Source organism: Aeromonas sp. R9-2 (assembly GCF_040908025.1).
In the GTDB taxonomy this organism is placed as follows: domain Bacteria; phylum Pseudomonadota; class Gammaproteobacteria; order Enterobacterales; family Aeromonadaceae; genus Aeromonas; species Aeromonas veronii.
In genome coordinates, this window is the sequence record NZ_JBFOCX010000019.1 from 46,482 (window position 1) to 55,454 (window position 8,973).

At 58.8% G+C, this 8,973-nt stretch carries 8 protein-coding genes; 5 read left to right on the top strand and 3 right to left on the bottom strand.

Annotated elements, in window-relative coordinates; all coding sequences use genetic code 11:
• Window positions 1-23: 23 nt before the first annotated feature.
• Together pdxJ and cysQ are read left to right on the top strand one after the other, a co-directional pair.
• Window positions 24-761: a pyridoxine 5'-phosphate synthase gene (gene pdxJ / locus AB5Y71_RS05960; RefSeq protein ID WP_005335389.1), complete on the top strand. Its 738-nt coding sequence runs from the start codon at window positions 24-26 to the stop codon at window positions 759-761.
• Between the two features lie 214 nt (window positions 762-975).
• A complete protein-coding gene (gene cysQ, locus AB5Y71_RS05965; protein WP_279490311.1) occupies window positions 976-1,731 on the top strand; it encodes a 3'(2'),5'-bisphosphate nucleotidase CysQ in 756 nt (251 codons plus the stop codon).
• 80 nt (window positions 1,732-1,811) lie between these two features.
• Here the strand turns inward: cysQ and AB5Y71_RS05970 are convergent, their stop codons facing one another.
• From AB5Y71_RS05970 to AB5Y71_RS05980, 3 genes are all read right to left on the bottom strand, one after another.
• The gene (locus AB5Y71_RS05970) at window positions 1,812-2,108 is read right to left on the bottom strand and encodes a YciI family protein (RefSeq protein ID WP_005335344.1); all 297 of its coding nucleotides are present in this window, start codon (window positions 2,106-2,108) and stop codon (window positions 1,812-1,814) included.
• A gap of 24 nt (window positions 2,109-2,132) precedes the next feature.
• A complete protein-coding gene (locus AB5Y71_RS05975; RefSeq protein ID WP_021229465.1) occupies window positions 2,133-2,696 on the bottom strand; it encodes a septation protein A in 564 nt (187 codons plus the stop codon).
• 90 nt (window positions 2,697-2,786) lie between these two features.
• A complete protein-coding gene (locus AB5Y71_RS05980; protein ID WP_120415506.1) occupies window positions 2,787-4,310 on the bottom strand; it encodes an aminotransferase class V-fold PLP-dependent enzyme in 1,524 nt (507 codons plus the stop codon).
• A gap of 175 nt (window positions 4,311-4,485) precedes the next feature.
• Between AB5Y71_RS05980 and AB5Y71_RS05985 the strand changes: the two genes are divergently transcribed.
• From AB5Y71_RS05985 to AB5Y71_RS05995, 3 genes are all read left to right on the top strand, one after another.
• On the top strand, window positions 4,486-5,121 hold the full coding sequence (locus AB5Y71_RS05985) for a hemolysin III family protein (RefSeq protein WP_120415507.1): 636 nt from the start codon (window positions 4,486-4,488) through the stop codon (window positions 5,119-5,121).
• 127 nt (window positions 5,122-5,248) lie between these two features.
• On the top strand, window positions 5,249-6,910 hold the full coding sequence (locus tag AB5Y71_RS05990; protein ID WP_005335335.1) for a putative transporter: 1,662 nt from the start codon (window positions 5,249-5,251) through the stop codon (window positions 6,908-6,910).
• Window positions 6,911-7,141: 231 nt separating this feature from the next.
• Window positions 7,142-8,973: retention module-containing protein (locus AB5Y71_RS05995; RefSeq protein WP_368171198.1), on the top strand; the 1,832-nt coding region annotated here is incomplete at its 3' end.

The following is an 8,973-nucleotide window of genomic DNA, read 5'->3' on the forward strand; positions in this document are numbered from 1 at the left end:
TGAAGCCTTTCAAGGAGTTCTCAATGAGTGAAATCTATCTGGGTGTGAACATCGACCATATCGCCACCCTGCGCAACGCCCGTGGCACCCAGTATCCGGATCCGGTACAGGCCGCGTTCGTGGCCGAGCAGGCCGGGGCCGATGGCATTACCGTGCATCTGCGTGAAGATCGCCGCCACATCACTGACCGCGATGTGGAGATCCTGCGCCAGACCATCCAGACCAGAATGAATTTGGAGATGGCGGTGACCGAAGAGATGATCGGCATCGCCTGCCGCATCAAGCCCCACTTCGTCTGTCTGGTGCCGGAGAAGCGCACCGAGGTGACCACCGAGGGCGGTCTGGACGTGGCCGGTCAGCTGGACAAGGTGACTGATGCCGTTGCCCGTCTCTCCGCGGTGGGGGCTCAGGTATCCCTCTTTATCGACGCCGATCCCATCCAGATCGATGCGGCCGCCGAGAGTGGCGCCCCCTTTATCGAGATCCACACCGGCCGTTACGCCGATGCAACTACCGATGCCGAGCGCAACGCCGAGTTCAAGCGCATCGCCGCCGGTGCCTCCTATGCCGCTGGCAAGGGGCTCAAGGTCAATGCCGGTCACGGCCTGCACTACCACAACGTCAAGGCCATCGCCGCCATCCCCGAGCTCTATGAGCTCAACATCGGCCACGCCATCATCGGCCGCGCCGCCTTCGATGGTCTGGCCAAAGCCGTGAGCGACATGCGCCTGCTGATGCAGGAAGCCCGTCAGGGGATCTGATCCGCTGGATAGGTCAGCGGCCTGATACTGGTCGCCAGAAATAACAAGGGACGCCACAGCGTCCCTTGTTGTTTTTAGGTCTATTAATGCGGGGCTAATGAGTTGGCGGCACCCGCGCAGTAATAACCCAGTACAATCGGCTATAAGCAATTGATGTCAAAAGGGTTACACTGGTTGACCCTGCGAGCTGGACGAGATTGTTATGGACCATCCCCTGTACCACCCCGATATCACCGAACTTGAACCTGTCGCCCGCGCGGCGGGGGCGGCCATCATGGCTATCTACAGCCAGCCCTTCGCGGTGGAGTACAAGAGCGACGAGAGTCCGCTGACCGCGGCCGACAAGGGGGCTCATGAGGTGATAGTGCAGGCGTTGGCACGGCTGACTCCTGATATCCCTGTGCTGTCGGAGGAGTCAGGGCCCGAGGTGATGGCGGCGCGCCACGGCTGGTCCCGCTACTGGCTGGTGGATCCCCTCGACGGCACCAAGGAGTTTGTCTCGCGCAACGGCGAGTTCACCGTCAATATCGCACTGATTGAAGAGGGTATGCCGCGCTGGGGGCTGGTTTATGCGCCGGTGCTGGACAAGCTCTGGTATGGCGGAAAGGGGCTCGGTGCTTGGCGCATCGCCGATGGCAAGCGCGAGCCAATCCAGACCTGGCCTCATCGTGAAGGCGAGGCGTGGCGGGTGGTGGGCAGTCGCAACCACCTGTCGCAGGAGACCCTCGATTTCTTGGCTCCTTTTGGCGAGATCGAGCTGATCTCCATGGGCAGCTCCCTCAAGTTCTGTATTATTGCCGAGGGGGGCGCCGAGCTCTATCCGCGCCTTGCTCCTACCTGTGAGTGGGATACCGGCGCGGCGCAGGCTGTGCTGGAGGGGGCGGGGGGCAGCGTCACCCAGCTCGATGGCTCACCCCTTGCCTATAACAAGCCCGACATACTTAACCCTTGGTTTGTCGCCAAGGCATAAACGAGATATCGGGATGCAAAAAGGCCGGACTGGAATGAACTTCCAGTCCGGCCTTTTTTATTTCGCTATTCGCTTTGTGGTCAGAAGACCTTTTTGAACGGCTTGATGGTGACCTTGGCGTAAACACCGGCGGTCACATAAGGGTCGGCATCAGCCCAGGCTTTGGCGTCAGCTTGCGAGGCAAACTCGGCGATGACGGTGCTGCCGGTAAAGCCTGCATCTGCTGGATCCTCGGCATCGATGGCCGGGTTGGGACCGGCGGTTAGCAGGCGCCCTTCATCCTGCAGCGCTTGCAGGCGAGCCAGATGGGCAGGGCGAACCTGCTTGCGCAGTGGCAGGCTATCGGGGACATCTTCGGAGTAGATGAGATACCACATGAGACAATCCTTTTCTGATGAGGGTTATTTTTTTGGTTCGTCTTTTTGCTGGGACAACTGCTCGGCAGGGATGTGGCGATAGAGATAGACGCCGCTCAGCAGGGTAAAGACCAGCGTCATCCCCAGCAGGCCGAACACCTTGAAGTTGACCCACATCTCTTGCGGCATGTTGAATGCCACGTAGAGGTTGAGCAGGCCACAGACGGTAAAGAAGCCGACCCAGCCGAGATTGACTGTGTCCCAGACCTTATCGGGTGCTTGCAGCTCCTTGGCCAACATCTGTTTGATCAGGTTCTTGCCAAAGCCGTAGCGGCTGATGAGCAGACCCAGTGCGAACAGTACGTTGATGACAGTCACTTTCCACTTGATGAAGGTGTCATCGTGGAAGAAAACCGTGAGGCCGCCAAAGAAGCCAACCAGCAGGAAGGTAAAGAGCTGCATCTTCTCGACTTTGCGATAGCGGATCCAGCTATAGGCGAGCTGCAGACCGGTGACCACCACCAGTGCGCCGGTAGCCATGTAGATGTCGTAGAACTTGTAGACCGCGAAGAAAACGATAAGTGGAATAAATTCAATAAATTGCTTCATGTCTGGCGCCTAGTCCTCAAAGATGGCCTGCAAATTTCGCCCAGTCTACCTGTACAGCAGACAACGGCAAATGAATAAGACCGCTCATTTTTACGCCGGTTCCGCGCTGTCGCCAAACAGTTGGCGAGCAATGGTGAGCCCCAGTCGCTGCTGATCGGCCAGCAGGTCGCGGATATGGCGCTCTTCAATCAGAGGGTTGAGCAGCACGGCGCGCAGCAGGGTGAGCGGTTGGGCACCGTAGCGTACCACCGCTCGTTGGGTGCGGGAGACAAAGCTGTGCCCCTCGGCCCGCTGGGCTTTTTGCAGTGCCACGTTGAAGTCGTTGATTTGCGCGTTGGCCGCTTCGTCCAGTGCTTTGCCCTGCAGATGGGGCGGGATGCAGCGGTAGGAGAGCAGGTTCATCACCGGCGCCGACATCAGCTCGAAGGCGGGGTCACTTTCGATGAGATCTGCCATCAGTCGGGCCCGGTCGTAGTTGGCTTCGATAAGCTCGGCATAGCCTTGCTGGCCGAACAGCTGGAAGGCGGCGTCCAGATAGAGGGCGTTGGCCGGGCGGGTGCCCTCCAGGGTAAAGCGACCCTGATCGAACGAGGTGGCGCGAATAGCGTAGGGCGCCTCTCGCTTGACCGCCATCATCAGGTCGGGCTGGCGGCAGAGCAGCATGCCGGTACCAAGCGGCACCAGCAGTTGCTTGTGGCCATCGAGGGTGACTGTGTCGGCCTGCTCTATTCCGGCCAGCAGACCTTGATAGCGGGGGGAGAAGAGGGTCGGGCCACCCCAGGCGGCATCCACGTGGAAGTGGATCTGCTCGCGCTCGGCTATGGCGGCCAGCTCAGGCAGGGGATCGATGGAGCCAAAGTCGGTACTGCCAGCCACGCCGACCAATGCCAGTACTTTCAATTTCTGCTCTTTGCACTGAATCAGCGCCTGCTCCAGCGCAGCCAGACTGAGCCGGTTCTGCTCGTCGGTCTCGAGGCGCCAGACGCTGCGAGCGCCCAGTCCCAGCAGATCCATCCCCTTGTCGAAGGAGTAGTGCATCAGGCGTGAGCCCAGAATGACGGCGCCCCGATAGCCCTGCTCATAGAGGGCGAACAGGTTGTCGCCACAGTCGCGGTTGCGAGCCAGCCACAGCGCGGTGACGTTGGCGATGGTGCCGCCGCTGGTCATGACGCCGAGGGCGGCATCCTTGGCATGCATCTGTTCGCCGTAGAAGGCATCGTCCATGCCGTAGATGAGGCGGTGCAGCTTGGCCAGCACCTCCCGCTCCAGAAAGCTGAGCAGACGGGAGGACTCCATCTTCATCGGATTCTGGTTGAGCATCACCAACAGGCGCGACAGCTCGGCGGTATAGGCCGGCAGTGGCGCGGTCATGTGGCCCATATAGCGTGGCGAGGTGAGATGGGATGCGCCGGGTACCAGAGTGGCCAGTCGGGCGAGATAGGCTTCGGTCGAGCAGCCGCTGGCGGGCATGCTGGACTGGTCGAGCTGATGGGTGAACAGGTCGCGCTGATAGGGGGCCTGACTGTCGTCGGAGTGGTGGAAGCTCTCCAGCAAGGTGTTCATCGCCTCGCCAAAGGCGGGATCCGCTTGTGCAAACAGCTCAGTCAACTTCATCAGGTTCTCCAGACCAGGTCACCGGGGTAGGTGTCTATGCCGCTTGTCTCGGGCATCGGCGGCAGAGCATACACCAAAGGTTGGCAGGTGACAGCCACTCCATTTTTTAAGCGAACACTTGTACTCCGAAATGGCGCTGGGTAGAGTGAGCCACAGTTATTGTGGAGTCGATGTTATGAGTGGTGTGATGGATTACTCCCCCCGGGAGGAGCTGGCAAACCGGCTGAGTCACGGTGCGGGATTGTTGCTGGGGATTGTCGGGCTGGTGCTGTTGCTCATCAAGGGGTGGGGGCAGGGCACGCAGGCGCTGGTGAGTTACAGCCTTTATGGCGGCAGTCTGGTGCTGCTCTATCTGGCCTCGACCCTCTATCACAGCATGGCGGAAGGGCGGGCCAGACGTTGGTGCAAGGTGTTTGATCACTGCGCCATCTATCTGCTGATTGCCGGTACTTACACTCCCTTCCTGCTGGTGGCGCTCGACACGCCGCTGGCGAAGGGCTTGATGGTGGTGATCTGGGCCCTGGCGCTGGCTGGTGTGGTGTTCAAGCTGGTGTTTATCAACCGCTTCAAGAAGTTGTCGCTCTTTACCTACCTGATGTTGGGCTGGCTGTCGCTGGTGGTCATCTACCAGCTCTATATCCATCTGGCCGGTGAGGGGCTGTTGCTGCTCGGGCTTGGTGGCCTTATATACAGCCTCGGGGTCATCTTCTACGTTGCCAAGCGAATTCCCTACAACCACGCCATCTGGCATCTGTTTGTGCTGGGTGGCAGCGTTTGTCACTTTATGGCCATTTACGGCTACGTCGCCTAACGTCTTGCAACTAGCCCTTAATTGGTATTTTTAGCGCGTAAAAGGATAAATTCGTGCGGTATCACACAGTTGGCATCAGCGTTTGCTGACAAGCTAGGGCCAGTTCAATTCGCAAAGGATGCACGAAATGAGTGAAATCGCGCTTTCCATCAGCATGTTGTCGCTGGTGGCAGTGCTAGGACTCTGGCTGGGAAACTGGCGAGTCTATGGCGTTGGCTTGGGAATAGGGGGGGTGCTGTTCGGCGGCATCATTGTGGGTCACTTTGCAGGCGCCTCCGATCTCGCGCTGGATGCACAAACGCTTCACTTTATTCAAGAATTTGGCCTGATCCTGTTTGTCTATACCATCGGCATCCAGGTCGGGCCGGGTTTCTTCTCGTCATTGCGCAGTTCAGGTCTCAAACTCAACGCCTTTGCCGCTTTGCTGGTCATCCTTGGCTGCGTGGTGGCCGCTGGCTTGCATCAATTTTTCGATGTGCCGTTGCCGGTCATTCTGGGGGTCTTCTCTGGTGCTGTCACCAATACGCCATCCCTCGGTGCGGGCCAGCAGATCCTGGCCGAGCTGGGCGCCGCGCCCGGTTCTACCGGCCTGATGGGGATGGGCTATGCGGTTGCCTATCCGTTTGGTATCTGTGGCATTTTGCTCACCATGTGGCTGGTCAGGGTCTTCTTTCGCATCAAGATCGACGATGAAGCCGCCCAGTTCGAGCTACAAACCGGTAAAACCAAGGAGAGCTTGCAGACCATCAACATCGCGGTGCGCAACCCCAACATGCACGGTCTGATGCTGAGCGAGATCCCGAGTCTCGACGAGTCTGATGTCATCTGTTCACGGCTCAAACGGGGCGACGAGCTGATGGTGCCACGGCCGGAATCCCGTATCGAACTGGGTGACTTGTTACATCTGGTGGGTGAGCGCCACGCGCTGCACAAGGTGTTGCTGGTATTGGGGGAGGAGGTGGAGACCTCGCTCTCGACCCGCGGCACAGATCTGCGCGTCGAGCGGGTAGTGGTGACCAACGAGCAGGTTCTTGGCAAGAAGATCCGCGATCTGGACATCAAACAGCGCTATGACGTGGTTATCTCCCGTCTCAACCGTGCCGGTATCGAACTGGTGCCGACCAGCCAGACCAGCCTGCAGTTTGGTGACATCCTCAACCTGGTTGGCCGTCTCGACGCCATCGAAGCGGTGACCAATGTGGTCGGCAACGTGCAGCAAAAGCTGCAACAGGTGCAGATGTTGCCGGTATTTATCGGGATCGGTCTCGGCGTATTGCTCGGTTCTATCCCCTTCTATCTGCCCGGTTTCCCGGCCGCCCTCAAGTTGGGTCTGGCGGGTGGGCCGCTGGTGGTGGCGCTGATCCTGTCGCGGATCGGCAGCATCGGCAAGCTTTACTGGTTCATGCCCCCCAGTGCCAACTTGGCGCTGCGGGAGATCGGGATCGTGCTGTTTCTGGCTGTGGTCGGATTCAAGTCCGGTGCCGGTTTCGTCGATACCCTGATCAACGGTGATGGCCCGGCCTGGATGCTCTACGGTATGGCGATTACCCTGATCCCGCTGCTGGTGGTCGGTGTGCTGGCGCGCCTCTACGGCAAGATGAACTATCTGACCCTGTGCGGCTTGCTGGCCGGCTCCATGACAGACCCTCCCGCGCTGGCCTTTGCCAACGCCATGCACCCGACCAGTGGCGCCAGTGCGCTCTCATACGCCACTGTCTACCCGCTGGTGATGTTCCTGCGGATCATCTCGCCACAGCTGCTGGCTATCATCCTCTGGGCGGGAGCCTAGGGTTCATCCTGACAGGAGCATGCCTTGTCATGCTCCTGTCATCATTCTGTAATCTATTGATAATTTAGGTTTTTGCCATTCTCGCAACCTCGTTTTACACACTTCTGTCTGGCTGAACAGTTCAGCCTCAAATCGGTCTATCCTTTCGAATTTTCGAGCTGGTTATTTTTCCCCTCAGTCTGCAAAGTAGGCTGTGGCTTATTGCATTCAAATCAGGATTCAGGAGAGAACATGATCACCAATGCCGTTACCTTGGAACAGGGCGTAACCGTAACCCAACTTAAAGGACAAATTTATCTGGTTGCCGCTGATGGCAGCCGGAAGCTGTTGGCTGAAGGTGATGTGCTGCCTAAAGGGGCGGTGATCATGTCGCCGGATGGCGCCAGTTTCATGGGCGGTGGACAGTCGTTCAATGTGCAACCAGCCAGCGAGCAGAGTGAGCCTGCCGAAGAGGGAGATGCTCCCCAGCTGGCGCAAAACGGCGCTGCAGGTACTCCTGATGATATTAGTGCCTTGCAACAGGAGATCTTGGGTGGCGCGGACCCGACCCAGGCCTTTGAAGCCTCTGCCGCAGGCGGTGCACCTGCTGCCGGTGGTGGCGGTATTGGGGGCGTCGCCGGTGCCAGTGGCAACGGCGGTTTTGTTACCATCGACCGTACCGGTTCTGCAACCATTGCTGAAGCCACCTTCGATACCACCTACAACACCAATGGCGAGCCACCGCTGGGTGCTGCTGGCGAAGATGAAGTATTTGACCTGACGCCGCCCACCATTTCCGTGGTAGCGCCAGATAACACCAATGACACGACTCCGACCCTGACCGGAACCACGGATGCTCCCGTTGGCAGCATCGTCACCCTGCTGGTCACCGATGCAAACGGTAATCAACAAACCCTGACCGCTATCGTCACACCCAGCGGTACCTTCACCGTGGATGTGGTCACCCCCTTGGCTGAGGGCTTTTATACTGTCACCGCTACAGTGACAGATCCTGCGGGGAATACAGGAACGGCAACCGACAATGGCAGCGTTGACAGTACCGCTCCCTCCGCTCCACAGGTCGAAATCCTGGATGGGGCAGATGATGGGGCAGATAATGTCATCTCCGCGAACGAGCGTGAAACTGGGGTGGGTGTCATTATTCGGCTGCCAGGGGATGCCAAGGCTGGCGATCGTCTCGATGTGGACTGGAATGGTGATGGCGTGCCTGACTCCAGCAGAATTCTGACAACCGACGACATCGGCCGCACCCAGGTCACCCTGACTATCCCCACCACGGATCTGCCGGTTAACGGCCCCATCACCGTGGATGCCACCCTGACCGACCCGGTGGGCAACACCTCGCCCAAGGGGACCGACAATAGCGTGGTGAATGCTGCGCCCCTGCCGGGTGACGACCAGTTCACCGTGGCGGAGGACGGCACCGTCACCATCAATGTGCTTGGCAACGACACGGATGCGGATGGCGATCGCCTCACCATTACCGCTATCAACGGCCAGATCATTGCCGAAGGCGGCACGGTAGCGATCAGCAATGGTTCCGTCACCTTGAGCAATGGCCAGCTGATCTTTACGCCAGCCCCTGATTTCAACGGTGATATCTCTTTTGAATACACCATTACCGATGGTGTGAACAGCTCGACAGGCGGTGTTACCGGAACTGTTACCCCCGTCAATGATGCAGCCATTATCGCGGGTGACGACATCGGCGCTGTGACTGAAGATGCCAGCCCAGATGTACTGACCGATACCGGCGTGCTGACCGTGACTGATGTAGACGGGGCTGAAGAAGCAAAGTTTGTAGCCGGTAACGGCACCCCAAGCAATGGTGCGCTGGGCAACCTGACCATCGATGCCGATGGCAAGTGGACCTACAACGTCGACAACAGCAAAGTGCAGTACCTGGGCAAAGACGAGCAGAAAGTTGAGACCTTTACCGTACAGAGCGTGGATGGCACGCCGCACATCGTCACCATCACCATCACCGGCACCGACGATACCCCGGTCATCTCCGCTGACACCGGCGCGGTCACCGAGGGAGATCAAACCCCGGTCACCGGCAC